The sequence below is a fragment of the Paraburkholderia sartisoli genome (assembly GCF_900107685.1).
Classification (GTDB): Bacteria; Pseudomonadota; Gammaproteobacteria; order Burkholderiales; family Burkholderiaceae; genus Paraburkholderia; species Paraburkholderia sartisoli.
The window spans coordinates 1-25,089 of the sequence record NZ_FNRQ01000016.1 but is presented as its reverse complement, the minus strand read 5'-3'; the positions used below and the strand labels follow the sequence as shown (position 1 = coordinate 25,089).

Annotated in this window: 19 protein-coding genes and 2 pseudogenes; 15 read left to right on the top strand and 6 right to left on the bottom strand. The window is 62.7% G+C overall.

Annotated elements, in window-relative coordinates:
• Positions 1-53: 53 nt before the first annotated feature.
• The 7 genes from BLV45_RS26550 (at position 54) to BLV45_RS26520 (ending at position 8,771) form a co-directional block, all read left to right on the top strand.
• The gene (locus BLV45_RS26550) at positions 54-1,202 is read left to right on the top strand and encodes a polysaccharide biosynthesis/export family protein (RefSeq protein ID WP_090538282.1); all 1,149 of its coding nucleotides are present in this window, start codon (positions 54-56) and stop codon (positions 1,200-1,202) included.
• A gap of 2 nt (positions 1,203-1,204) precedes the next feature.
• On the top strand, positions 1,205-1,687 hold the full coding sequence (locus BLV45_RS26545) for a low molecular weight protein-tyrosine-phosphatase (protein WP_090538280.1): 483 nt from the start codon (positions 1,205-1,207) through the stop codon (positions 1,685-1,687).
• Positions 1,688-1,725: 38 nt separating this feature from the next.
• Positions 1,726-4,017 (top strand): polysaccharide biosynthesis tyrosine autokinase, encoded by a 2,292-nt coding sequence (locus tag BLV45_RS26540; RefSeq protein ID WP_090538278.1) that lies wholly within the window; start codon positions 1,726-1,728, stop codon positions 4,015-4,017.
• Between the two features lie 68 nt (positions 4,018-4,085).
• Positions 4,086-5,261 carry a glycosyltransferase family 4 protein gene (locus BLV45_RS26535; RefSeq protein WP_143130487.1) on the top strand — a complete coding sequence of 392 codons (1,176 nt, stop codon included), beginning with the start codon at positions 4,086-4,088 and terminating at the stop codon, positions 5,259-5,261.
• Entirely contained in the window at positions 5,258-6,439 is a 1,182-nt protein-coding gene (locus BLV45_RS26530) for a polysaccharide pyruvyl transferase family protein (protein ID WP_090538274.1), read from the top strand. The genes BLV45_RS26535 and BLV45_RS26530 overlap by 4 nt, the downstream gene beginning before the upstream one ends.
• Positions 6,436-7,698 (top strand): lipopolysaccharide biosynthesis protein, encoded by a 1,263-nt coding sequence (locus BLV45_RS26525; RefSeq protein WP_090538273.1) that lies wholly within the window; start codon positions 6,436-6,438, stop codon positions 7,696-7,698. The genes BLV45_RS26530 and BLV45_RS26525 overlap by 4 nt, the downstream gene beginning before the upstream one ends.
• On the top strand, positions 7,692-8,771 hold the full coding sequence (locus BLV45_RS26520; RefSeq protein WP_090538271.1) for a hypothetical protein: 1,080 nt from the start codon (positions 7,692-7,694) through the stop codon (positions 8,769-8,771). The genes BLV45_RS26525 and BLV45_RS26520 overlap by 7 nt, the downstream gene beginning before the upstream one ends.
• Here the strand turns inward: BLV45_RS26520 and BLV45_RS26515 are convergent.
• Positions 8,752-9,726: a glycosyl hydrolase gene (locus BLV45_RS26515; RefSeq protein ID WP_090538269.1), complete on the bottom strand. Its 975-nt coding sequence runs from the start codon at positions 9,724-9,726 to the stop codon at positions 8,752-8,754. The genes BLV45_RS26520 and BLV45_RS26515 overlap by 20 nt on opposite strands.
• A 157-nt stretch (positions 9,727-9,883) precedes the next feature.
• Between BLV45_RS26515 and BLV45_RS27715 the strand changes: the two genes are divergently transcribed.
• From BLV45_RS27715 to BLV45_RS26490, 6 genes are all read left to right on the top strand, one after another.
• Positions 9,884-10,033 (top strand): hypothetical protein, encoded by a 150-nt coding sequence (locus tag BLV45_RS27715; RefSeq protein WP_176954259.1) that lies wholly within the window; start codon positions 9,884-9,886, stop codon positions 10,031-10,033.
• A gap of 517 nt (positions 10,034-10,550) precedes the next feature.
• On the top strand, positions 10,551-12,233 hold the full coding sequence (aspT, locus tag BLV45_RS26510) for an aspartate-alanine antiporter (RefSeq protein ID WP_090538267.1): 1,683 nt from the start codon (positions 10,551-10,553) through the stop codon (positions 12,231-12,233).
• A gap of 116 nt (positions 12,234-12,349) precedes the next feature.
• On the top strand, positions 12,350-14,032 hold the full coding sequence (gene aspT / locus BLV45_RS26505) for an aspartate-alanine antiporter (protein WP_090538265.1): 1,683 nt from the start codon (positions 12,350-12,352) through the stop codon (positions 14,030-14,032).
• A 102-nt stretch (positions 14,033-14,134) separates the two neighbouring features.
• Positions 14,135-15,799, top strand: a complete 1,665-nt coding sequence (locus BLV45_RS26500) for a bifunctional aspartate transaminase/aspartate 4-decarboxylase (protein ID WP_090538263.1) — start codon at positions 14,135-14,137, stop codon at positions 15,797-15,799.
• A gap of 313 nt (positions 15,800-16,112) precedes the next feature.
• Positions 16,113-16,508: a hypothetical protein gene (locus BLV45_RS26495; protein ID WP_090538262.1), complete on the top strand. Its 396-nt coding sequence runs from the start codon at positions 16,113-16,115 to the stop codon at positions 16,506-16,508.
• Between the two features lie 23 nt (positions 16,509-16,531).
• Positions 16,532-17,509, top strand: coding sequence for a hypothetical protein (locus tag BLV45_RS26490; RefSeq protein WP_245753586.1), 978 nt, complete (start codon positions 16,532-16,534; stop codon positions 17,507-17,509).
• Positions 17,510-17,570: 61 nt separating this feature from the next.
• Here the strand turns inward: BLV45_RS26490 and BLV45_RS27350 are convergent.
• A pseudogene (locus tag BLV45_RS27350) lies at positions 17,571-17,759 on the bottom strand (transposase); the annotation flags it as partial.
• A 235-nt stretch (positions 17,760-17,994) separates the two neighbouring features.
• Here BLV45_RS27350 and BLV45_RS26480 point away from each other — a divergent pair.
• Entirely contained in the window at positions 17,995-19,233 is a 1,239-nt protein-coding gene (locus tag BLV45_RS26480) for an IS110 family RNA-guided transposase (protein WP_090538256.1), read from the top strand.
• A gap of 74 nt (positions 19,234-19,307) precedes the next feature.
• On the opposite strand, the pseudogene BLV45_RS27340 reads toward BLV45_RS26480, so the two are convergent.
• The 3 genes and pseudogenes from BLV45_RS27340 to BLV45_RS26470 form a co-directional block, all read right to left on the bottom strand.
• Positions 19,308-19,430: pseudogene (locus tag BLV45_RS27340) on the bottom strand (transposase); the annotation flags it as partial.
• Between the two features lie 41 nt (positions 19,431-19,471).
• Positions 19,472-20,845, bottom strand: coding sequence for an undecaprenyl-phosphate glucose phosphotransferase (locus BLV45_RS26475; protein WP_090538254.1), 1,374 nt, complete (start codon positions 20,843-20,845; stop codon positions 19,472-19,474).
• Positions 20,846-20,908: 63 nt separating this feature from the next.
• Positions 20,909-21,874, bottom strand: a complete 966-nt coding sequence (locus BLV45_RS26470; protein WP_176954258.1) for a GlxA family transcriptional regulator — start codon at positions 21,872-21,874, stop codon at positions 20,909-20,911.
• 821 nt (positions 21,875-22,695) lie between these two features.
• Here BLV45_RS26470 and BLV45_RS26465 point away from each other — a divergent pair.
• Complete coding sequence (locus BLV45_RS26465) at positions 22,696-23,550, top strand: peptidoglycan DD-metalloendopeptidase family protein (protein ID WP_176954257.1); 855 nt, start codon at positions 22,696-22,698, stop codon at positions 23,548-23,550.
• A gap of 99 nt (positions 23,551-23,649) precedes the next feature.
• Here BLV45_RS26465 and BLV45_RS26460 read toward each other — a convergent pair.
• On the bottom strand, positions 23,650-25,089 hold a 1,440-nt coding region (locus tag BLV45_RS26460; protein WP_245753580.1), incomplete at its 5' end, for a bifunctional 2-methylcitrate dehydratase/aconitate hydratase.

Sequence of the window (25,089 nt, the reverse complement as noted above, 5' to 3'; positions counted from 1 at the left end):
GTTGCCGCGCGCGGCCTCGCTTGTCCTTTCCACTTGCATTAAAGAAGCTGGATATGCGAAGCCGATTCCTTACCCGGGCGATATCCCTCCCGGCGCTGTGTGCGTTGCTGGTGCTGTCGGGTTGTGCGCTCGCCCCTGGCATGAAGTTCGACGCATCGACGGGCATCGGCATGTCCGCGGCGTTGCCCCCGGTTGCCGAAATCACGCCCGCCCTTGCACGGCGCGAGGCGCAGGAGTACGCCGGAGCGGCGGCCATGGCGCCGCTCGACGCATTGATCGGCGAGGCATCGCCTTACCGGATCGGACCGGCGGACGTGCTGTCCGTCATTGTCTGGGATCACCCGGAACTCGTCGTGCCCAATCTGACCTATGACGTCGGCGCGACGGCGGGGTCGCCGCCAGCCGTCATCGGCGCGGCGAGCATGAACGTACCCGGTTACGTTGTCGCCCATGACGGCACGATCCAGTTCCCCTACGCGCGCGACCTGAAGGTCGCCGGTCTGACCGAGGGTGAGGCGCGTGCGCTTCTGGCGCGACGCCTCGCGCCCTATATCCACGATCCGCAAATTTCCCTGCGCGTCGTCGGATATCGCAGCCGCAAGGTATACGTTGGCGGCGAGGTGCGCTTACCCGGCATCCAGCCGGTCACCGATGTGCCGATGACGCTCGCGAACGCGCTGCACGGCGCGGGCGGCGCGCTCAATGGGGGCGACCTGAGCCATGTCGAACTGGTGCGGGCAGGCCGTCGCTATCTGATCGACGTGCCGCATCTGGCGGACCGGGGGCTCGACGCGAGCCGTATCCTGCTCGGCGACTCAGACGAAGTGCGCGTTCCCCCGGCGACCGATTACACGGTGCAGGTGATGGGCGAAGTCGAAAAGCCCGGCGCGGTGCCGCTGCGCTCCGACGGGCGGCTCACGCTGGCACAGGCACTCGGCCGTACCACGCCGAGCCAGGTGACGAGCGATCCGCAGCAGATTTATCTGGTGCGTCCCGGTTCCGGTTCCCAACCGACACGGCTCTATCACCTCGATGCGCTGTCGCCGCAGGGGCTCGCCGCCGCGCAGCTCTTTCCGCTGCAACCGGACGACATCGTCTACGTCGATGTTGCCGGCGTGGTGCGCTGGAACCGGGTGATTTCGCAACTGGTGGGCGGCACGACGGCCGCGTCCAGTCTCGAACGCATGGCGCGGGGAAATTGAGCATGCGGCCCGCGATTCTCGTCGTCTGCCTCGCGAATGTCTGCCGCAGCCCCATGGCGCAGGGTTTGCTCGGTCAGTGCTTTCCCGCCGTCGATGTCAGCTCGGCCGGCATCCACGGCATCGAAGGCCACCCCGCCGATCCTTTCGCGTACGACGTCATGCTGGCCCGGGGCGTCGACATTGCTTCGCATCGGGCGCGCAGGCTCGACGTAACGCAGTGCCTGCGCGCCGACCTCATTCTTGTCATGGAGCGCGCGCAGCGACTCCACATCGAACGCTGTTTCCCGGCGGCACGTGGGCGCGTCTTCAACCTGGGGTTGTTTCCGCATGCCGGATACGAGTCCGGTCACTTCGACATTCCCGATCCATCCGGGGGCCCGTACCGCGCTTTCGAGCAATGCGCCGATCTGATCGCGCATGGCATCGAGGCCTGGGAACACCGGATCCGTTCACTGCTGGCGTGTCCGGATCGCATTGTCCATTGACACCGCCGTCTCTTCCTCCGATTCAGGCAATTCACTCCATGTCCTCCGTCGAACGGGAAATTCCCGACTCCCAGGACGAGCTCGATCTCGTCGCCGTCATTGATACCGTCGTGCAGCATCGCTGGTCGATTTTGTTCGTCACGCTGGTTGTCGCACTGGCTGGAACCGCGTGGGCGTTTCTGTCGCATCCGGTGTACCAGGCGGACATTCTCGTCCAGGTCGAGGACGGCGTGGACGGCGGGTCGACTGCCAGAGGCCTGCTGGGCGACGTTTCCTCGCTGTTCGACGTGAAGTCGTCCGCGGCGGCGGAGGCGCAGGTGATGAAGTCGCGCCGGATCGTCACCGGGACGGTGGACAGCCTGAAGCTCTACATCGACGTCAAGCCGAAGCGCTTTCCGTTGATCGGCGATTTCGTGTCGCGCTTCAACGAGGGCACGACGCGTCCTGGTGTCCTCGGGATAGGCGGCTATACCTGGGGACAGGAAAGCGCCGACGTGGCCCGTTTCGACGTGCCCCGAAATTTCGAGGACGACCATTTTTCGCTGACGATGGGCGACGGCGGCCGCTATCGCCTCGCCGGCTCCGACCTCGACACGCAAGTCGAGGGCGTGGTGGGCACGACGTCGACCTTCAGCACGCCGGAGGGCCCCGTGACCCTGCTGGTCAACGGATTCGACGCGCAACCCGGCGCGCGCTTCACGCTGGTCCGGCACTCGCGCATTGATACGATCTTTCGCCTGCAGGACGCGCTCGACGTGCAGGAGAAGGTGAAGCAATCCGACGTCGTGGTGGCGACCTTGCGTGGCGACGATCCGGTGAGCGTCGCGCGCACGCTGCAGACCGTCGGCGAGCTTTATCTCGCGCAGAATATCGAGCGCAAGGCGGCCGAGGCGGCGCAATCGCTGGCTTTCCTGAACGGTCAGTTGCCGGAACTGAAAAAGCATCTCGACGAAGCTTCGCAGCGTTACACGGCGATGCGCAACGCGAGCGGAACAGTCGATCTTCCGGAAGAGGCAAAACTCGCGCTGCAACAGGCGGCCGATTCGAAAACGCAGATGCTGATGTTGCAGCAGAAGCGCGCCGAACTGGCGACCCGGTTCAATGCCGCGCATCCGGCGATCGTCGCGCTCGACCGGCAGATCGGTGCGTTGCGCGAGCAGCAGGGCCGCTATGACGCGTCGCTAAAACGCCTGCCCGATCTCGAGCAGGAAGCCGTGCGTCTGACGCTCGACGTGAAGGTCGACACCGATCTCTACACGGCGCTCCTGAACAACGTGCAGCAGTTGCAGCTGGTTCGCGCGGGCAAGGTCGGCAGCGTGCGGCTCGTCGACTCGACTATCGTCGCGCAAACCCCCGTGGCGCCGAACCGTCCGGTTGTGATCGCCGGCGCGGCCATGGTGGGTCTCCTGCTCGGGCTGATCCATGCGTTCGCGCGTGATCATCTGTTCGGGGGCGTCACGCAGGCCGACGACATCGAGCGTTGCACGGGCCTGCCGGTGCTGGCGACCATTCCATTCTCGAATGCGCAACGTACCCTTCACAGACGGCTTGCCGGGCACGCCGGCGACGCCGGCAAGGCGCACGTACTGGCGCTCGATGCGCCCGACGATCTCGCGATCGAAAGCTTGCGCAGCCTGCGCACTGCAATGCAGTTCTCCGTTCCAGGTGGAACGAATCAGGTGTTGATGATTACGAGTGCCGCACCGGCCGCCGGCAAGTCGTTTGTCGCTGCGAACCTCGGTGCCGTACTCGCGTCTGGCGGCAAGCGGGTGCTTGTCATCGACGGTGACCTGCGGCTCGGCGTGCTGAACCAGTATTTCGGGCTCGAGGTGGAGGCCGGGTTTTCCGACCTCGTCGCGGGCAGCGCCGATGAGCATGCTGTCGTGCGACGCGCCGGCAACCTGCCGTTCGATTTCATCGGGCGCGGCACTGTCGTCGGGAGCCCTGACGGGCTTCTTCAGTCGGAGCAGCCCGGCGTGCTGATCGACCGGCTCCGCCAGCGCTACGACTACGTGCTGATCGATACGCCTCCGCTCCTCGCCGTCGCCGACGCCGCATTGATCGGCCGTCACGCCGACGCGGTGATCGTGGTCGCGCGAGCCGGTGTAACGCGCAACGACGAGTTGAGAGAGACCGTCAAGCGTCTCTCCCGGAGCGGCGTGAAGGCCTCCGGCATCGTTTTGAACGCACTCACCGTGCGCTCGCTGCGCTACGGGTCCGCCAATGGATATGGCGGCTACCGCTATGTCGACTACGCATACGGGCGGCGGACGCGGCAGGGACGTCTGCGCGCATTGCTCGATGCCTGGCGCACGCGGAGGCGCAGGTGACAGATCGCGTTCGACACGACCATCCACCACCCGCCACGATCGGAACGGAAACCAGACAGGAACCGGCGGTGGCTCACGAACAAGGCGATGTCCGGTCGATGCAGCCGGGGTTGCGCGTCGCGCTCGTCGCGGAGGCGGCCGGAGGGGGCGTTGCCGTGCATCTCGTCGACCTGATCCGGGAGCTGGCCGCGCGCGGTGTGGAAGTGCATCTTGTCGTGCCGCTCGGAGACCGCCTTGATGACCGGATTCTGACCGACGCCGCGATCCGCTGCTGCGCTTCGGTCACGCGGGTGCCGATGTACCGAAGTGTTTCATGGCGCGACATGCTTTCCTTCGTCAGCGTATTTCGTGCGCTGTGGAAGATCCAGCCGCATGTCGTGCATGCGCACAGCTCCAAGGCGGGTGTGCTGGCCCGGCTCTGTTTCGGCCGCTGGAAAAAGGTGTACACGCCGCACGCGGTGTACACGCTCAACCCGTGGCTGGCGCCGGGTGCGAAGCGCTTTTACGGTTCCATCGAGCGATGGTTCGGCAACTGGCTGTCCGACAGGATTATCGCGGTATCGGATGATGAAGCGCGTCATCTGCAAACCGGGTTGCGTATCGACGCCAGCCGGATCACGACGATCTACAACGGCGTACCCGGTTTTTCGCGTCTTGCGCGGGAGACCGCGCGCGAGGCGCTGGGTCTGCGGGCCGACGCGTTTGTCGTCGGGCTCGTCGGGCGGTTCGAATTTCAGAAGGGCATCGACCGGTTCGTCGATATCGCACGACGAGTCGCAACGCGCTGCGGCGACGCGGTGCAGTTCGCCCTTGCCGGACAGGGCGATATCGAGGCCGCTACCGGCATGCCCGTCGACGCGTTGCCGTCGAACATTCATGTTATCGGCGCGCTTCCCGACGCGCGCCGCTTCTTTTGCGCGTTCGATGTGTTCGCGTTACCGAGCCGCTACGAAGGCTTTCCCTACGTCTATCTCGAGGCGATCGCCACCGGCGTGCCGATCGTCACGACTCGCGTGGCGGGTGCCGATGCGTTCGTGTCGACGTCCGGGGTCGGTCTTGTCGTCGACAACAGTGACGACATGACGGAATTCGCGGATGCGATCACGACCATTTATGAAAGCAGCCCGTTGCGGGACCGCATGGTCGCGAACTGCGCGGCCACCGCTCGCCGCTTCACCGCGGAGGGAATGGTCGCGCGCACCCTGGCGGTGTACAGGCAGGCCATGACCGGGAGCCGGGAATGAAAGAAGGCAGGAAGGTTGTATTGCTGCATGGTTACAGTCGCCGCAATTCCGGCGACGGGCTGCTTGTCGATCTGTCCACGGCGTTGCTTCGGGAAGCGCTCGGCGACGACGTGAGCGTGACGCTGGTCGCGGCCGACCCGGATTCGTTTCCGGATTACGGGCAGGTGAGCGGCGCGCCGGTCATCGCGGATCGCGGGGCGGGGCGGCTCGCCGCGGCTGCCGCGGCGCTCGTCCGCTGGCCGACGGAAAAATCGCGCCATCTCACGCGGCTTCTCGCGGCGGCCGATCTTGTGGTGGGCGTGGGAGGCGGCTACCTGCGTGCCCGGACGGGAGCCGAAGCGTTCAGGCTTGAACTGGGCCACATGGTGCAGATGCGGGCCATGGCGGCGTCAGGGAGACCCGCCGTTTATCTGCCGCAGAGTATCGGACCGGTGCTCGCCGGTTCGGCGGTTGCGTCCGGCTTTTTCGAAGCGCGACTCATCGGGTTGCTGGGTGCCTGCACTTCGGTATTCGTGCGGGATGACCGTTCTCTCGCGCTGCTCGCGGGCAACCGCAACACGAAGCGCGCGCCCGATCTTGCCGTGCTGGAATTCGGGCGCCACCGTGACGAAGTGATGTCGCGCGCGGCGCAACGCACGCCGCAGGTCAGCCACGTCGCGATTGTGCTGCGTGAGGCGCCCGGCTGGAGTTCAGTGCAGCGCAAACGCTATGTCGCGTCGACGCGGGCGTTGATTGCGCTGCTGGAATCCCGGTGCCGAGTCAGTTTCGCGGTGCAGAGCACGGGGCGCGGCAACGACGACGCCGCGTATTACCGTCGCGAGGGTATAGAGGGCGATCTGCCGACGCTCAGGCACGTGCTGCAGGAAGACACGCCTGACGTCGTCGTGTCCGTACGCCTGCATGGCGCGCTCGAATCGATCCTGCACGGTGTGCCCGCGTTTCATCTGAGCTACGAGCGCAAGGGCTTCGGTGCGTACGAGGATCTGGGTATCGAGGACTGGGTGGCGAACGCCGCCGACTTCGATGCGCATGCGGTGGTCGCGCGCATTCTTGGGACCGATGCGGTGCGGTCTTTCTGGACTTCCACCGGGCGCGGGATGGGGAGAATCCGGGCCGGTCGCGCCGCGATTGTCGCCGCGCTTCGAGAGGCGGCTGGCGTGTGTACGGAATCGTCATGATCGTGCGAATGCTGCTGCGTGTGCTCGCGCTTGCCGCGAAGTTTGGCCTCACCGTCATGATCGCGAGGAAGCTCGGCTTTGCGGCCGTTGCCGACTACGGACTGGCGGTTGCCGCGTCGGTGATTGCGTCCAAGGTATTCGGGCTCGGGTTTAGCAGTGAGCTGAACCGGCGTCTGAGCGGCGTTCATCCGTCGGGCGCGATACGCACGGCCCGCACGCTGCGGTGGGTGTATGGCGCGCTTTACCTGCTGGTTGTCGCCGCTGTCTGCGTCGCGTTATGTACCGATGGATGGACGGACGTTGTCGCGTCGTCAAAGCCCGCGTTGTTTCTGATAACGATGGTGGCGATTGGAGAGCATTACGCGCTGGAGTCGAATTCGTATGTGTTCTCCCTGCACCACGCGAGAGCGGGCTCGTTCATGCTGTTTGTCCGGACCGGCGGATGGGCGATCATTGCAATCGGAGGTCTTGCGACGGGCTTCATCGTCGACATGCGGCTGGTGTTCGCGTTGTGGATCGCGGCGAACGTTCTCGTCATCGTATGGGCCTGGCGCGTCATTGACGAAACCGGCTGCCACCGCCGCGACGACATCGCCGGCACGGCAGGCGCGAGCGTGCGCCATGGTTGGGCCGACGGCATTCAGTTCTATGTCGCGGGTGTCATGCTGTCGTGCCTTCAGTACGCCGAGCGTTTCATCGCGGCGCCTTACCTGACGCACGACGAACTGGGCCGCTATGTCTTTGCGTGGTCGGTGGCGAATGCGGTTCAGACCGTCGCCTATGCGTCGGTTGTCGTTACCGCGGGGCCCCGCCTCGCCAAAACGATCGTCGTCGTGCCGGAACGTTTTCGCGCGGTATTACGCGGCTCCCTGACGACGCTGCTCGCGCTCGCGATGACCATGGCAGGCGCCATCCTCGTTGCGCACGAACCCGTGTTTCGTCTTGCGCGTGAAGAGACGGGCAGCGTCGCGACGCTTTTTATCCTGCTAGTGTCGTTTGTCTTGCGCTCGCTGGGGGATCTGATGTGGGCGGCGGCGATCGCCCTCAAGGCGGGGCGACACGTGGCGGTCGGCATGGCGGTGCTGGTCGCGGCCAGCCTGCCGGTGGCAAGGTGGCTGATCCCTGGAAACGGACAGACGGGTGTGGCGCTGGCGCATCTGTTCGCGAGCCTGCTCATCGTGACGTGGCTTGCATGGATCGTGCGTCGCGGTTTGCGCGACGCAGCGCTGAATACGTGCGTCGAGGAGCGGCCATGCTGAGGCGTTTCATGCTCGCCGGCCCGCGCCTGAGCCCCGGCGTCGTGCGACTCGCGACCTGCCTGTGCGCGTTACTGTACGTTCTGGTATTCGCGAAGGCGGGGGCGATTCTGCCGGAGTTCGTCTTCCGCGACGCAGACAAGATTCAGGCGCAGATGTCCGGCTCCAGTACCTACGATGGATCCTCGTTCGACGCGGTGGGCAGGTTCTACGCGCTCTTCGGACCGATCCTGCTCAACGTACTGGTCGCCACGACCGGTGTGCTGTTCATCCGCCGCATGCTGCTCGGCGCGAACAGTCCTGGCGGCATTGCGGTCGCGGTTTTGCTCGCCGCCCCGTGCGTCTTCTTCAATCTGTTCGTGGCGAGCAAGGATACGCTGGTGGTGATGATGTCCATGATCATCGTGAGCGCCGCTCGCAGCAGGCGCCCGTGGCCTGGCGTTGTCGTGGCGCTGCTTCTGTACACCCTCTATGCGCTGCTGGTGCGCAGGTACTTCATGTTGATCGCCGTCGCGGGCTGCGGTGCATGGGTCTTCAGGAAGTCGTCCCTGCGCTGGAAAACCGTCCTCGCGGCGGGCTGTCTTGCCGGACTGTTTCTGCTGCCCGATGCCGCTTACGAGGCGCTGCTGCATCCGCGCGATATGGCGGTTGACTATCTCGTCTACCAGTCGCCGTTCGGCGCACGCACCAGTTTCTACAATCCGATGCCGCCGGATTCCTTCGTCGCATTTTGCGTCGACTATCTCTATGCCGCCGTCAGACTGAATTTTCCGTTTGCATTCTTGCCGGGCGTGAAGGAATTCGCGCTTCAGCTATTCGTATTCGTCGCCGTGTGGCCGGCATTGCGGAAGTCCCCCGTGCCGGCATCGAACGCTTCCCGGCGCGCGTACCTGCAACGCGAAACGTTCGCCTGCCTGCTGCTCGGGCACGTCGGCGTTTCGATTCTGTTCGAACCTGATCTTGGCAGCTATATCCGCCATCTGTCGAGCGTCGCGCTGTTTTCGGTGCTGTTGCTGCCCGAACGCACGGATGTCCAGCAGCAACGCACATTCGACGTTAGGGGACGGTTGCCTTGAGGGAACCGCTGGTGTCGCCGCGCGCCGTCCGTAACGAGGCACGTGCCGCGGCAAGCGCGGGCTTCGGATCGCCGTTTGCACTGACGAGCCCGTAACTCCGCTCGCGGCTGTTCGTGCCACTCCGTGTGTCTTTCCACTCGTAAAGCGAAACGAGTGGCGTCGCGTTGCGATCGAGCGTCGTGAGGAATGTGCGCACGCGACGCGCCTGGGCATCGGTGCCGTTGCCGTCTGCTATCCCTTCCGACGGTACGCCCCATTCCGTGATGACAGCGGGCATGCCATAGCGCTTCCTGATATCGCGGGCGACTTCGCGGATGGCGCCCGCGGTCATGCCATAGGCGTGATAGGACACTGCATCGACACACGACGCGTGCCCGTGAGTTGCGGTACGCAGCAGCGCGTCCTGCGCGCTGTCAGGCCGGGGCGCGCGGGAAAAGCCGAACCCGATGACCGGCAGACCGGGCGGGTGCGTCTGCAGACGGGCGCACACGGCGCGCATGAACGGGCCAAACGTCGAGGAGACGTCGCCTGTCGGCCAGTACTTTTCCAGGTCCGGCTCGTTCCAGAGTTCGATCGCCAGCATGCCTGACCCAAACGTTCGCGCGAGCTGTTCGACGGCCTGTGCGAACCGCAGGCCCGCGGCTTCGAGCGCTTCGGGGCGATCGGCTGCGGCAGTACGGATGTCGATGAGCGGCTGGGTCGATCTCACAGTGACCAGGACCGGCAAGCCCGCGCTCGCCGCGATGCGAAACGCACCGGCGACGCGGTCCCGATAGGCCACGTCATCCAGCCGGTCGACCCAGACGCCGAATCGTACGAACCCAAAACCTGCCGCCCGGATGGCGTTTGCGTCGTCCGCCCGAAGGGTTTCGATCTTGACCTGAACGCCGGTCTGCGTCGTGTTCTCCTGGACGAACCTGTTTCCGGTCTGTTGCGCAGAAGGAGAAACGGCCAAGGCAGACGCCCCATGTCCCCACGCGAATGCCAGCGATGCGACCAGCAGGAATCGTTTCGCGCGCGGGTACCGGGGTTTTGTGTCTTTGCCGTGATAAGCTGATTTCAAGATGGATTCTGACGGTTTCCCAATGCTACGGAATGGAAAAATCGAAAGCATGGTTTCGATCCTCGCGATGGCGCTTTCGCTCGTCTCCGGGCTGGTTTTGATGGGCATGGTCATTGTGTGGAAATCGGTCGCGTTTTCCGGCGACGGTGTTTGCCGCTGTGTGCGCACGATGCGCTGGCGCAATGGACCGCGTGATTGACGCAGCCGTTCCGGATAGCGCGGCAGATGACACCGGACATTCAGGGTCTGTTTACATTTAAAAATATCGTGTTTGCATCGCTTGCCTGCGCATGTGCGCCGGTCGTAAATGTGAACAGGACCTGATCATTAAATCCGCTGTTGCGCCTCACCCTTGAAATCGTCAAATAATATTGACAGTGATGCCGAACTCTAATATTCATTAGAAAAGCACGACCCTATCATGCTGAGAATCAGCCATCAGCAGGATATGTATTTTTCAAGACGTTAGACAACTTCGCGAGGAATACATGACGGTCGAGCTTGCCGAAAAATATCCCGCTATTGTCGCTGCATGGCGGCATGTCTTTTTGACGCTCAAAGCGTCATACGATTGCCAAAAGAATTGCTATTCGATCGAGTCCGGTTATGCCGAATGCGTCATTCCTTACTCATGGCGATCGTCGATCGAACCCGCTTCAAATTCCCAGAGAGATTTTCCAGCTTTCTGCTAATAAACCATTGAATCGGCGAGCAATATGATCGGTGAACTGCTAAGAGATCAACCGGAGATCGCGCTGTTCGCAAGCCTCGCACTCGGATATTTCATTGGTTCGTTTCGCGTGGGGCCAATCCAGCTCGGGGGTGTCTGCGGCACGTTAATCGTAGCCTTGTTATTGGGTCAGACGGGCGCACGGCTTGCCCCCGACTTGAAGAACATCGCATTCGCGCTGTTCATCTTCGCACTGGGTTTCACGGGTGGTCCGCAGTTCTTTGCCAACATTGGTCGGGGTTGGCGCTACGGCTTGCTGTCGGTGATCGAGATCGTGTCGGTACTCGTGTTGATCATGATTGCGGTCTTCGTGATGCGGCTCGACGCCGGCACGGCGGCTGGCTTGCTGGCCGGCGCCGCGACGGAGTCGGCCGTGATCGGCACGGCTTCGGAAGCGATTGCCAAACTCGGCTTCAGCGATGCGGAAACGTTGCGTCTACAGGCCAACGTCGTGACCGCGTACAGCGTGAGCTACCTGTTCGGCCTGATCACCATCGTCCTCTTTACCAGCCAGTTCGCGCCGCTGCTGTTGCGCGTCAATTTGCGCGAGGAAGCCGAGCGGGTGTGGCACAAACTCGGCGGCGACGGAGCATTCGGTGAAGGTCAGCGGGCTGCGGCGCCGCCGCTCGTGGGCCGCGCGTTTCGAGTCGGTGCGGCGGCCGGCGGCACGATTTTTGCGTTTGAACAGACGCATGGCTTCAACCTGACCATCGAGCGGGTTCGGCGCAACGGAGCCGACGTGCCGGTCGAGCCGCAGCTTGCATTGGCCGCTGGCGACCTGATTCTCGTGGCCGGGCGGCGCGAGGCGATCGTGGCTGCGGCCGCCGGCCTCGGCGAAGAGGTGGCGGACGCCGGCTTCGGCCAGCTCGTTGCGGAAAAGCTCGACGTCGTGCTGACGCGCAGCGAGGCGCACGGTCTGACGGTCGCGCAGGTGCGCGAACGGGCGACACCAGAAGAAGGGCGCGGCGTCTATATCGCAGCAGTCACGCGGCTCGAAACCACGGTGCCTGCGCTGCCCGGCACCGAACTCAATCGCGGTGACGTGCTGACGCTGGTGGGCGCGAAGGCCGACGTCGAGCGCGGCGCGCGGCATCTGGGTTACGTGCTCGCCGCGACCCAGAAAACCGACTTCGTCTATCTCGGCCTGGGCGTACTGGTCGGTATGGCGATCGGCCATCTCGGCGGCCGCATCGGCGGCGTATCGATCGCACTTGGGACGGGCGGCGGCTGCCTGCTGTCGGGCCTGCTGTTCGGCTGGATCCGTTCGCGCTATCCGCTCGTGGGCTCGCTGCCCTCGGCCGCCGCCCAGATCCTCAAGGACTTTGGCCTTGCCACCTTCATCGCCGCGGTTGGTCTGTCGGCGGGGCCCGATGCCATCAAGCTGGTGCGCGAATACGGTTTGGCACTGCCGGCCGCCGGCATCCTGATGGTGCTCGTGCCCGGTTTGCTATCGCTCTGGATCGGTCGCGTGTTCCTCAAGCTCGAAGCGCCCATGCTGCTCGGCGCCATTGCCGGTCAGCAATGCAGCACACCGGCGATCAGCGCGCTGCTCGGTGTGACCGGCAATTCGACGCCCGTGATCGGCTACACGATCACCTATGCACTCTCGAACATTCTGTTGCCGTTGATGGGGCCCGTGGTGGTGGGCCTCGCCGGGAAGTTCGGCTAGGCGGCCAGATATGCCGCGCGGTGTGGCGCGCGGTCCAGCGCATGCGGATCCCGTAAAGTCTGCATACCCAGGCAGCATCCCGTACTCAGTATCGCAAACTATTCAGCGAGGGCACGATGGACTGGCTACATCACATCTTTCAGAAATCACCTGAGATCGCGCTGTTTCTGTCGCTTGCAGTCGGTTACTTCATCGGGCAAATCAAATTCGGTAAATTCCAGTTAGGCGGCGTAGGCGGGTCATTGCTCGCCGCGGTTGTGATCAGTCAGGCGGGTGTGACGATCGACAACGGCGTGAAGGCGGTGATGTTCGCCGTGTTCATTTACGCGGTCGGCTACGATTCCGGGCCCGGGTTTTTCAACTCGCTGAATCGCAAGACGCTGCGTGAGATTGCGATGGCGCTGTTTCTCGCCGTGTCCGCGCTGGTTACCGTGGTGATCTGCGCGAAGCTGTTCCATCTGAACAAGGGGCTTGCCGCTGGTCTTGCGGGCGGTGCGCTGACGCAGTCGGCGATCATCGGCACCGCTGGCGACGCTATCGCCCGTCTGGGTCTCCCCGCCGATCAGGTCAAGTCGCTGCAATCGGACGTGGCGATTGCCTATGCGGTGACCTACGTGTTCGGCTCGCTCGGCGCGATCATCGTCTGCGTGAATATCCTGCCGAAGTTCATGGGGCAAGGGTTGCGAGAGGCGTCGATCGAAGCGGAAAAAGAACTGTCCGCAGGTGCGTCGTCACCTGGAGCGGGGCAAATTCGTGCGTTGCCAGAACTGGTGGGGCGTGCGTACAAGATCGACGTCAGCGCCGGTAAAACGGTCAAGGAGGTCGAGACCCAGCATCAGGACATGTTGACGGTCGAGCGGATCAGGCGTGACGGCAAGAATCTCGAGCCGACACCCGATCTGGTGTTGCAACTCAACGACGACGTGCTGGTGGTGGGTCGCCGCGAGGCGGTGGTCGCATTTGGTGCGAACGGCAATGAGATCGCCAACGTCGAGGACATTGGCGTCGTGATGCAGACGCGCGAAGGTGTGTTCACGCGCAAAGGCATGAACCACACGACGATCGCCGCCGCACGCGAAGTCGTGGATCGCGACATGCGCCACGGCGTTTATATCCAGAGTGCCTCGCGTGCCGGCCAGCCGCTGCCGATTCTGCCCGAAACCAGGCTCGAGCATGGCGACGTCATCACCTTCTACGGTTCGCCTGAAGACACCAAACGTGCCGTCGATGCAGCCGGCTACGAGCTGCCGTACAGCAACAAGACCGACTTCATCTATATGGGCGTCGGCCTCGTGCTGGGCCTGCTGATCGGATTGATCGTCATCAACGTGGGCGGCATTCCGCTCACGCTCGGTTCGGGTGGCGGCTGTCTGCTGGCCGGTTTGCTGTTCGGCTGGATGCGCGGCAAGCATCCGATGTACGGCGTGATGCCGACGGCGGCTTCGCAGTTGCTGAAGGACTTTGGGCTCGCGGCGTTCGTTGCGGTGGTGGGCCTGAATTCCGGTTTGCAGGCGGTTGTGACCGTCAAGCAGAGCGGCCTGACGATCTTCCTGCTCGGCGTGTTCGTCACGTTGTTCCCGCTGCTTCTGACGATGCTGTTCGGCCGCTACGTGCTGCGCTACAACAACGCGGCAATCCTGGCCGGCGCGCTGTCGGGCTCACGCAGTGCGAATCCCGCGTTTGGCGGCGTGCTCGACAAGGCGGAAAGCGCCGTGCCGACCGTGCCGTTCGCGATCACCTATGCGATCGCGAACGTCGCGTTGACGCTGCTTGGGCCGCTCGTGGTCGGGCTGGTTTAACCTGGTTTTGCGCACGCATTCATCGATCTCTCTTACGCCGGCTTCTATTGAACGATTCCTTGTGATGCCGGCGTCATTCATTTGCACATTGGAGAACGCATCATGGCAAAAGAGAAAAGTGGCAAGCAACAAGGCGACATGGCACAAGCCGGGTTCGCGGCGCTCAGCCCGTTTGAACTCAAGGACGAATTGATCAAGGCCGCCGGTGGCGGCGCGGTGGAGCGTGCGGCGAATACATCGATGCTCAACGCCGGTCGCGGCAACCCCAACTTCCTCGCGACGATTCCACGCCACGGTTTCTGGCAGCTCGGCCTGTTTGCGATGCGCGAGTCGGAGCGTTCGTTTGCGTTCATGCCTGAAGGTGTCGGCGGTTTCCCGCGACGTGAAGGGCTCACGGAGCGCTTCGATCTGTTCCTGCGCGAAAACAGGGGCGTGCCTGGCATCGACTTTCTGCGCGGTGCCGTGTCGTACGTGCGCGATCAGCTGGGACTCTCCGCGGGCGACTTTCTTTATGAAATGTGCGAGGGCATTCTCGCGTCGAACTATCCCGTGCCGGACCGGATGCTTAAATTATCCGAACTGATTGTCGGGCAGTATCTGCGCAAGGAGATGATCGGTAGCCATCCGTTCGTCGGCGAATTCGATGTGTTCGCAGTGGAAGGCGGCACGGCGGCGATGACGTACATCTTCAATACGATGCGCGAAAATCACCTGATCAAGCCGGGTGACACGATCGCGCTCGGCGTGCCGATTTTTACTCCATATATCGAAATTCCGCGCCTCAATGACTATCAGCTGAACGTCGTGAATCTCGAAGCCACGGTGGAAAGCGGCTGGCAATATTCGAAGAAGGAACTGGACAAGCTGCGTGATCCGAAAGTGAAGGCGTTCTTCCTCGTGAACCCGAGCAATCCGCCTTCGGTGAAGATCAGCGACGAAAGTCTTCAATACATTGCCGACGTCGTCAAGGAACGCCCCGATCTGATTCTGTTGACCGACGACGTGTACGGCACCTTCGCCGACGACTTCGTCTCGCTGTTCGCGCTCGCGCCGAAGAACACCATCCTCGTGTACTCGTACTCGAAGTATTTCGGCGCGACCGGCTGGCGTCTCGGTGCGATCGCGACACATCGCGACAACGTGCTCGACAAGCTGATCGCTGAATTGCCGAAGGACGCGAAGAAGCAGTTGCACAAGCGCTATGAATCGATCACGACCGAACCGGAAAAGCTCAAGTTCATCGACCGGCTGGTCGCCGACAGCCGCACGGTCGCGCTGAATCACACGGCGGGTTTGTCGACGCCGCAGCAGGTGCAGATGGTGCTGTTCTCGCTGTTTTCGCTGATGGACACGCCCGATGCGTACAAGAATGCGCTAAAGCGTCTGATCCGCAAGCGCAAGCAGGCGCTATACGAGGAGGTCGGCATTTCGTTCGAGGACGACGATCCGAACCAGGTCGATTACTACACGATTCTCGACATCGAGTTCCTCGGCGAGCGGATGTTCGGGCGCGAGTTCGTCGACTGGCTCTTGAAGAACACCGAGCCATCCGAATTGCTGTTCCGTCTCGCGCGCGAAGCGCGGGTGGTACTGTTGCCGGGACGCGGCTTCGGTACGCAGCATCCGTCGGGACGGGTGTCGCTGGCGAATCTGAACGAGTCAGACTATCGGCAGATCGGCCGCGCGATGCGCAAGCTGATCGAGGAATATGTCGAGCGGTATAACGCGGCAACCGGCAAGAAGCTTGATAAGTCCAAGGTCAAGTGAACGTGAATTGAGATTCTGATTCACGCCTGATTTGTGCTCGATTCGTGCCCGAACTCCCGTTCGGGCGCGGCCAGGCCTGGACAAAAAAACTTGCGCAGTCGCGGAGTGGGGAATGATCGGACGAGCGACCCTGCCAATGCCATTGCTGGCGTAGAGCGCATTGGTCTAGCCGTAGATGGGTGGGAAACACCGCGCCACGTTGTCGGGCGTCTATGCGGTCACAGTCGGACGCTTACGCTCAAGTAGACCTGTGGGAAATCAATGAAGCGTTGGCAGCGCCTCGCGCGAACCACGTCCGAACAGGGAGGCACTCATGGAACAGGACATCGTTGAGCAGATTATGTTGACGCTGCGGCATGCGGGCGAACACAAGCGGCTGGTCTCCTGCCAGCGCTTTCACGCGTTATTCGACGTGACGGATTCGCTGGTCAGCCGGTACGCCGCGCTCGAGGAGGCCGTTGCCCGGCTGGCCGGTGAGAGTGGCGTCGACTACGCCGCGCTACTGGCTTTGGATAACGGACTGGCGGGAAATGAATTTTACGTACGCTTCAGGCGGACCAGATTCGGCGACTACCTGGCTCTGCTGGGCAGTCAGATGAATGAGCATTCGTTGAAGAAAAAGAGGTGTCTCGTTGAAGCAGAGCGTGCCCGCGTATTCGACAATGCAATACAACAACGGCAAAACTTCGCAGCGACGGAGGCGGCATGACGAGCCGCCCGGTCCAATTGCGCATGCCGGCTGTGCGACTAGGCGCGTGTGCCGTGGTGTGTTCTCTATTGGCATCGCCCGCATTCGCACAGGAATTCTCGCTGTCTGGAGGTGGTTCCCGCGCAGGCAATACCAACACTTACACCTGGGCCTTCAACTATCAGGAAGGCCTGGGACAATACTTCGCTGCGAGCTTTACCTGGTTGAACGAGGGACACATTCCTGATCATCACCGTGACGGACAGATGGTCCAGCTTTGGGCGCGCGTGCCCGTCGGCAACCCGAAGTTCATCCTCCAGGCGGGCATCGGCCCATACCGGTATTTCGATACCACGACCGCGGAACAGGGCGGCAGTTACTCAGACGTACATGGCTGGGGCGTGGTCTACAGCGTGCGTGCCGCGTACTACGCGTCCAGCCGCTGGATCACGCAGTTACAACTCAATCGCGTGCATGTTCAGCGAGGACCTGATGCGACGAGCATCATGTTTGGTGTCGGCTATCAGCTGGATGCGCCGGACAGCCCAGGGCCGCGTGCATGGGCGGCGGGTTCCGCATCGAAGGTCACGAACAACGAAGTTGCTGTCTACCTTGGCAAAACCATAGTCAATTCGACAAGCTCGCCTGCTGCATTGGGTGGCGCCATCGAATACCGGCGTGGCCTGATGAAGTACATGGATATCACGGTAGGCTATCTGCACGAAGGCAGCAGCAAGACCGCGCGGCGAGACGGTATCACGAGCCAGTTGTGGGCGACGCGTGCATTCCTCAACGACAAGGTGACGCTCGCGGTGGGCGCGGGCGCCTATTACGCCATCAATGAAAACGAAAACAGCGAATCACCCGGGCCTGGTTCGGGCAAGTTTTCTGGCCTCGTCACTATCGCCGGTTCGTATCGCTTCAGCGAGCACTGGGATGCGCGACTTGAATGGAACCGCGTTGTCACCCGTTACGACCGTGATACCGACGTGATTTTAGCCGGCGCCGGATACAGATGGTGACGATGTCGGTGGTGTGCCCGTGGAAGACCGTGCTCAGGCAACAGAAACGCCGGATTTTCTTCAAACAGAGGTGTTGATGTGTCGCGGCTTTCCAGTCATGCGCAGCACGGTTCCAGTCGGCTGTGATATTGCGCAATGCCAGCCACAGCAGTCTGGTCGCAGCCTCGTCCGTCGGGACGTGCCCACGTGCCTTGACAATCTTGCGTAGCTGGGCGTTCACGCTTTCAATGGCATTCGTAACCGGCATGATATAGCCGGTGCCTCACGGTCCCGCGCCGCACAGTTCTGGCGTATGGTGTGACCATCCGGGACAAGGGGCACCGGGGAGCACTTCGGGTGGGCAGGCCGTTGTTATACGATGAGCCGCGAGCTCGTGTTAGTAGTTGGCCGCCCCTGCGACCCGCCCGGTTGCGCTGTGAGCGCGAATCCGTAGTTGTCGTGCTGTCCCACCGGCTCCCGACATTCATCTGGATGGGAGAACGGTTATGCGAATCGTAGGGTTGGATGTTTCGCGCTCCGTGGCCGAGATCGCGTACCTCGAGGACGGCGTGCTGCATGCTGGTGGTCGTACCGGGCTCAGACGTGACGAGTTGGAGCGCTTTGCCGCAAGCCTGCGCAGTACTGATCATGTAGTGCTCGAAGCGACAGGCAATACCGCAGCCATCGTCAATGTGCTACGCCCTCACGTCGCACGTGTCGCGATTGCGAATCCACTGCTGGTACGGCTCATCGCCGAAGCACGCGTCAAGACAGACAAGATCGATGCGGCGGTGCTGGCCCAGCTGTACGCGAGCCATTTTCTGCCGGAAGTCTGGATGCCTGACGAGAATACCCTGGCGCTACGCCGACAGGTCTCGCGTCGGTCTCAACTCGTGCGGCAACGCACAAGGCTGAAGAACGAAGTGCATGCGGTGCTGGTTGCGCATCTGATCGAGCGGTGCCCCGCTACTGACCTGTTCGGCAGGAAGGGGCGCGTGTGGCTCAGTGCTCAACCGCTGCCGATGGACGAGCGTCTGGGCGTCGAGCAACGCCTGCGGGAACTGGACCGTCTTGGGGAGGATCTGCACGAGGTCGACCAGGCCCTGGCACAAGCCAGCATTGGCGACGAGCGGCTGCGCAGGCTGCTGACCATCACCGGCGTCAATACCATTGTGGCAATCGGCCTGTTGTCGGCGATCGGCGCCGTTGAGCGGTTTGCCAGTCCGGAGAAGCTGGTGAGCTATTTCGGGCTGAACCCGTCGGTCTATCAGTCCGGCCCAACGCCCGCCAGGCACGGTCACATCACCAAGCGGGGACGTTCGTACGCACGGGCATTACTCGTCGAGGCCGCCTGGGGCGCAGCACAGGCGCCCGGCCCTCTGCGCGCTTTCTTCCTGCGCATACGCGATCGTCGCGGTCAGCAGATCGCCATTGTCGCAACGGCACGCAAGCTGGCGGTCATCGTGTGGTATGTGCTTGCGCGTAATGAACCGTTCGCATGGGACCGCCCGGCGCTGACTGCGAGTAAGCTTCGTGCCCTGGAATTACGGTCCGGCATGCCAGCGCAACATGGCCCGCGCAAAGGTTCGGCTGCTGCTTACAGCCTGAAGAGCGTGCGCGATCAGGAGAGGGCCGTTGCCGAGCAGGCCGAGCGCACCTATCAACGCCTGTTCTCACGATGGAAGCAGACGCGTCCCACGAAACACGAGGCACGCGTGTTGTGGCCGGGAACGCCAACTTCATAAAAATACCGAGCAGGGGCTTGTCGATTTCATCCGTGGTGTAAATCACTTTGCGTACCGCAGGCGGAAACGCAAGGAAGGGGATCACGCGATCCCAGGCCCGGCGCCAGGTAGGTCGCCTTGTTGCGCACCAGGCCCTCCTCGTGGATCTTCACGCGCGGTGCGTCGAAGAACACCACCGGGTACATCGGCCCAAGCGGGGTTATCTACCTGACATCCAGTTTTTAAATGTAAACAGACCCTAGTAGGCCCCGCTGCCTGTCATTCCGCGAATAACCGTCAGCGCGACTATCTTCAGATCGAGCCAGAAGGTTCGATGCCGGATGTAATGAATGTCGAGCCGGACCCGTCCTGTCATTTTCTCCGTCTGGCTGGTTTCTCCGCGAAAGCCGCTGATCTGCGCGAGGCCGGTAATACCCGGCTTGACGCGATACCGGTACATATAGTTTTGCACGAGGTCCTTGTAATAGTCGTCGTGTTCGATCGCGTGCGGACGGGGCCCAACTACCGACATGTCTCCCTTCAGCACGTTGAAGAACTGCGGCAGTTCGTCGAGGCTCGTGCGGCGCAGCAGGCGTCCCGTCCGCGTGACGCGCGGGTCGTTCACGCGCGCCTGGACGACGGTGCCAGGCCGATCGGCGTCCCGCCGCATGGTGCGAAACTTGTAGATGGTGAACACCCGGCCGTCGACGCCCTTACGGTATTGCCTGAAGATCGCCGGGCCGGGCGACGTGCTTTTCACGACGAGTGCGATGATCGCCATGAGTGGGGCGAGCGCCAGCAAGGCGAGCAGGGCGAAGACGCGGTCGAACACCGCTTTGGGCAGCAGCGCCAGTCCGCGCTCCGGAGACGCCACCAGGTTGAGCACCCGCAAACCCATATAGTCGACGATCGCGGGCTCCGGCAGATTTTCGCCGCCGATATCCGATACGACCCGGATGTTGACGAAGTCGTGCCGGAACGCCGAGACCAGTTGCCCCACCGCCCCCTGGTTCGCAGAGGGGCCGACGATCCATACCTCCTCGATGCGATGTCCGCGTACCAGTTGTGCGAACGTCTCGATCTCGTGGACGACCGGTAACCCCTCGACGACGGTGTCCCGTGTGGTTCCCGCATCGAGAATCAGTTCGGGGATAAAGATTCCCGGATTCTTCCGGGCGACGATCTGCTCGACAAGCCCGTGGCTGTCGGCGCAAAACGCCGCGATGGCGACCGGAACCTGGCCATATCCATGCGCCCCCAGCCAGCGTTGTGCGATCGAGAGCACGTACTTCCCGAAGACGAGCAGGATGCCCGTGATCACTGTCGAGGCGACCAGCCATTCGACGCCCATGCCATGCCCGTCGGGAAATGCGCAAACAAGCAGAAACATGAGCGACTGGGTCGCAAGCCATGCCGCGAGCGTCGGGACAATCGCAGCGGTGCCCGTCCTCGGGAAACGTTGCCGGTACACGCGGAAGATCCGCAATATCAGCAACGCGAGCACCACGTCGAGGAGGATGAACAGCATGCCGGACGAGGTGTGCGGCATGTTGCTGGCGGTGAGGGCGTGAGCAATGACCGCGCCGCTCGCGATCAAAACAAGGTCGGAGATTTTTGAAGCAGCAGTAAGCATGATTTGTCCTGGCCACTCGTCGACGAGGGCGCGCGCGGGGACACGGCGCGCAGGGAAGATCGGTCAAACGCGGGAAGCGCGTGCCTGGTCCCGATACTCGGTGGGAGAAAGATGGAAAGCCTGGCGGAACGTCCGGGCGAAACACTCGCCGCTGTGCAGGCCGCAGCGGCGTGCAATCTTGTCGACCGGAAGTCCGCTTTCCGCGAGGAGCGCGCAAGCCAGTTGCAGACGCACGCGGCGCAAATGCTCGGAAGGTTTCATTCCCATTTCCGAGCGGAAATGCCGCAGAAACGAACGATCGCTCATGTGGGCGACGTCGGCCGCGTCCCTGACGGAGATGCGGCGGCTGCAGTTCTCAGCGAGCCAGCGCGCGGCGATCCGGATTCTCTGCGCGACCGGCGCGCTGCTTGCCTGAAGTACAGCGGCGTTCGGCTGCGTCTCCCAGCGCAGCTGCGCCGAGATACGTTGCGAGACCGCTTCGCCGAGATCGTGGCGGGCCACGTCGAGCGCCACGCGCACGGCTGCGGGGATCGTGGCCGGCGCGGACGTGCCGGCCGGCTCGGGCGAAGCCACGGCCGCGCCATGCTTGTCCTGCAAATCCGCTGCGCGCAGCAGCGCGCCGCCGTTGCCGATCGGCCATACCGTCGCGGTCCCGGAATGCGCGCGTCGCAGCCACGCCTTCAGGCGCGTGTCGTGTGCAGCCGCGCGGACGCCTTCGCCTCCGGCAATGAAAATGGACCGCAATGCCTGACCTTCCGGCAGCGGTTGGGCCAGCACGGCTATTTGCGCGGAACTGCAAACGTGCTCGCCCGACGACGAAAGGAAAATGGGACGGTAGAACGGTGCGTTTTGCGTCGATGCGCCGTGAATCCGGTTGGCCAGATCGAATATCTCGACGATCTGCGCGGCCGGTGCCAGCGAAAAATCATCGAATACGACGATGCCGACGGTTCTCGATAACAGCTTCGTCAGGGTCGTGACGACATCTTGGGGAGGCGAGGGTGAAAAGCTTGATTTTGCGTAGGTCATCTCGAGCATTGAAGGCCTTGCACATCGGGAGCGGACTGATCGTTCGCCCCGCGAAGGACAATCCGGTTTCCTGTCAGACGGACGGAATGGATTGGACGCGTAGCTAAAGTTGAGCAGGGTAGGAAGCCCGGGATGCCCCAGCAATAGGAATTGGCCTAATGGAAGTCTCAAATTCGCCAGAACTGATTCAGGTCTACCGTTCGCGTTTTCATCACCCGGAGTCTCATCGTCTGGATTCGGGCGGGGAACGGACTGAACGAAACAGGAAATTCCGTTTCTCGAGAAGCGCCTGGTCGAAGCATCACCGCTGGCAACGCAGCGGAAAGCCGCATGTGCTCACGCTTTTCCTCAAGTTCGTGAACATGCTGCCGTTAAGAAAGAAGCGGTCGTGCCAGCATCCGGGCGGGTTTCTGACCTGAACGGTTGCGCCGTGCTGGACGAGTCACGGGGCCACGATCGCACCCCACGTCCGGCGGATCCCGGTTTTCGCGCACAGGTTGCGGCGTTGCCGGCTTGAGCCGGTCGAAATATTCCGTTCGTAAGCATTTGTATCGAGTTGTTCGGGCAGCGCGCAGATTGTGAAGCGGCCATTACAATGCTGCGTGAAATCTAATCGTGAATCTGGCCCTTTTCGTGTGAGGAATCAGTCCCTGTTGCGAGAACAAGAAGGCCGCTTCATGCGCGGACCGGCGCCATGCTGGTTGCGGACTCAACGATGTGGGTTTTCCACGGTGCTGTCCGCACAAGACGCCAATACGTGAATGCATGCCTTCTGCGCAACGTGCGAAAAGCGTGGCCACTGAAAGACGCAGGAGTCGAACATGTTGAGAAGTCGCTTCGACAGGACAAAAACGGGTCTCGCCGGTTTGTGGGTCGCCGTGGCGATCAGCGGTTGTGCGAACGTCGGGCAGCAGGATCCTTCGGCGGATAACGCGGCCGCGGGCGCGCAGGCCGCGGCGGCGGCCACGGCGGCATCCGGTGCAGCCGTGCAGGCGCAGCAGGCCGCGAGCGATGCGCTCACCACCCGCACCGTCACGACAACGAAGACGGTCCATTACCGGGTCAAGCGCGGCGACACGCTGGCCCGCATCGCGCAGAAGAACAATTGCAGCGTGAAGGACCTGCTGGCCTGGAACCGGATGAGCGCCTCGGCGCACGTGAAGAAGGGGCAGGTGCTGCGCATCGTCACGCAGCAGACGGTCACCACGACTGTCGACGCGAATGGCAAGCCGGTCGCTGCACGCACACCGGCGAATTCCGCGACTGCACGCGAGATGGCCGCGCAGACCACGCGTGCGGCAAAGACCGTGGCGCTGATGTGGCCGGCGCAGGGCGTCGTCGTCGAGCCGTTCCAGGCGGGCGAAACACGCGGCATCGAGATCGCGGGCAAGGCGGGCGACCCCGTGCGCGCGGCCGCCGACGGCAAGGTCATGTATGCCGGCACCGGGCTCAACGAGTACGGCAGCCTCATCATCGTCCAGCACAACAAGGACTTTCTGACGGCTTACTCGCACAACCGCAAGCTCCTCGTCAAAACGGGCGACATCGTGCATCAGGGACAGCTGATCGCCGAAATGGGCAACGAGAACAACACGCGCGTCTCGGTGTTGTTCGAGTTGCGTCACGACGGCAAGCCGATCGATCCAATACCGTATCTGCCGCAAGGGCGCGGCTAGGCGCTCAAGCCCCGACGCGTTAACGCAAAATAAGACAGCCCCCGCAACGTGACTTGCGGGGGCTGTCTGTCGTTGTCTGACTGCCGGGTTTCAGCGCGTTCAGATCACATACAGATCGACGTATTCATTGACCGGCATGGCTTCGAGCCTTGCCTGGTCCAGCGACACGTCGAGAATCGCCTGTTGCTGCTTCGCCGGGAAACGTCGGGCGAGGTTGGTTCTGAACTTCTCGACCAGCAGCGGAATGCCGTCGGTGCGGCGACGCTTGTGGCCGATCGGATATTCGACGACGACCTCGTCGAACTTGGAGCCGTCACTGAATTCGACCGTCAGCGCGTTCGCGATCGAACGCTTTTCCGGGTCGTGATAGTCCTTCGTGAACTGCGCGTCCTCGACGCATTCCATCTTGTCGCGCAGCGCGTCGATGCGCGCGTCCTGCGCGATCGAGTCTTCGTAATCCGCCGCGGTCAGGCGGCCGTGAATCAGCGGCACGGCGATCATGTACTGGATGCAGTGATCGCGGTCGGCCGGATTGTTCAGCGGCCCCTTTTTGTCGATGATGCGGATCGCCGCTTCGTGCGTGCGGATCGTGATCTTCCTGATGTCCTCGATTTTTTTGCCCTTTGCACGAAGCAGTTCGTGCAGGGTCATCGCGGCTTCCACGGCGGTCTGCGAATGGAACTCGGCCGGAAACGAGATCTTGAAGAGCACGTTCTCCATCACGTATGAACCGTACGGACGCTGGAACTGGAACGCGTTGCCCTTGAAGAGCACGTCGTAAAAGCCCCATGTTTTAGCGCTCAGAACAGACGGGTAGCCCATCTCGCCGGTCTTCGCGATCAACGCGAGACGCACGGCGCGCGAGGTCGCATCGCCCGCGGCCCACGACTTGCGCGAGCCCGTGTTCGGCGCGTGACGGTAGGTGCGCAGCGAGTGGCCGTCGACGAACGCGAGCGACACCGCGTTGATCAGCTCGTCGCGCGTGAGGCCGATCAACTGGCCCACCACGGCGGTCGAAGCCAGCTTCACGAGCAGCACGTGATCGAGTCCGACCTTGTTGAACGAGTTTTCGAGCGCGATGCAGCCCTGGATTTCGTGCGCCTTGATCATGCCGACGAGCACGTCTTTCATCGTCAGCGGCTTTTTGCCGGCGGCGATGGCGTTGCGCGAGAGCCAGTCGGCGGTCGCGAGAATGCCGCCGAGGTTGTCCGACGGGTGGCCCCATTCGGCGGCGAGCCACGTGTCGTTGAAGTCGAGCCAGCGGATCATCGCGCCGATGTTGAACGCGGCCTGCACCGGATCGAGCTGGAATTGGGTGCCCGGCACCTTCGCGCCGTTCGGGACGATCGTGCCGGGCACGATCGGTCCCATCAGCTTCGTGCAGGCCGGGTAGGTGAGCGCCTCGAGTCCGCAGCCGAGCGTGTCGATCAGGCAGTTACGCGCCGTTTCGAGCGCGAGCGTGCTGTCGATCGTGTAGTTGAGCACGTAATCGACGATATCGACGAGAACTTGATCCGGTTCGGGCCGGATGTTGGAGAT